Annotated in this window: 2 protein-coding genes; both read right to left on the reverse strand. The window is 35.7% G+C overall.

The window, feature by feature from the left end; all coding sequences use genetic code 11:
• Positions 1-16: 16 nt before the first annotated feature.
• Positions 17-769, reverse strand: coding sequence for a putative barnase/colicin E5 family endoribonuclease (locus tag ACWIX0_RS13630; RefSeq protein WP_454174525.1), 753 nt, complete (start codon positions 767-769; stop codon positions 17-19).
• 49 nt (positions 770-818) lie between these two features.
• Positions 819-1088, reverse strand: coding sequence for a hypothetical protein (locus tag ACWIX0_RS13635; protein ID WP_454174526.1), 270 nt, complete (start codon positions 1086-1088; stop codon positions 819-821).
• Positions 1089-1284 lie beyond the last annotated feature (196 nt).

Genomic DNA, 1284 nt, shown 5'->3' on the forward strand with positions numbered 1-1284 from the left:
GTCCTTTGTGTTGGGGTTATTTTCGATTAAAAGGCAAAATCTTATTAGATTCTTGCTTTTTGTTTTGTTTTGTTGTAGAATTATCAAAAGGGGTTTTAGGCAGAATCTCGCTTATGTCATCTAGCGGAGATGTATATAAACTTCCGCTTTCCCCTTTTGTATTTTTTAATTCATAGCTTGTTACTATCCAATGTGGCGTTTTTTGCCCTTTCCAATTATCTTTTATGCCAATAATCACATTTTTATTTTCTAGTTTTATACGCCCCTTGTCATCTTGCTTTAGTTGTGCATTTTTGATAATATCAGGTATGTTATGGATAAATTCTAAGGCTTTTTGCTCGCCCATTTCTCTCGTGCGTTTATCTAAAATATGCGCTAGTCCATATCCCTCATTCTTTTTGGGATTTGTTACCTCCCCCCAAAGTAGCGTTATTTCCCCTAAATCATCTCGGTAAAATGCCCCTTGCACTTGCCCATTTTTGACTTTTAGCAAGTGTTTTATGGCTTCTTGCCCCTTGCCTTTAAATTCTGTGTAGTTTGTGCCGAAATCTTTTATGGTGTCTTGCATACCCTGCCTTTGTGGATTTTGATTTGGCATTATAGCGTTATTTTGCATAGCTTTCTTTGTCGCGTTGTGTGTGCTAGATTCTAGGGCTTGTTTGTTAGCATTTTTATTTGCATTTTTGCTAGCTTGTTCGCTAGCGTTTCGACTAGCTTCTTTGCTAAAAGATTTTATGATAGATTCTATTGTTTTGCTAAAAACACTCATTGCTTAAAACCCTCTGCATTAAAAAAATCCCCTTTTTATTTTTTGTCCTTTATTTACTAAATTTTATTTGTGGCATTTGCGGTGTTTGTTGGCTTTGGTAGCCTTGATTTTGGCTAGGATTTTGGCTATTTTGTCCGTTTTGTCCTAAATAGCCTTTTTCTCTTGCCCATCGTTGATAGCCAGCTTTTTGATATTCCTCTTTGTTAAAATTTGCATTATTTGCTTTGATATACTCGTTTTTGGCTTGGTAGCTTTGTAGTTCGGCTAATTGTTGTGGCGTTATGTCGCCATTTTGGTAGAGTAGCTCGGCTTTTCGCAAAGTATCATCTAATATTATGTCATTTTGTGCGATGGCTTGCGCCCTTGCGTTTTCGCCTTTTCTAAAGCCTATTCCATAAGCATCTCTCTAAACTTCACAACACAAATAGAGATATTTCGCTAACGCTCAATATGACAAAAAATAGATTATTACACAAATTTACACAAAATTTGCTCGCAATGACAAAAAAAAAAAA

Source organism: Helicobacter sp. T3_23-1059, assembly GCF_053654515.1.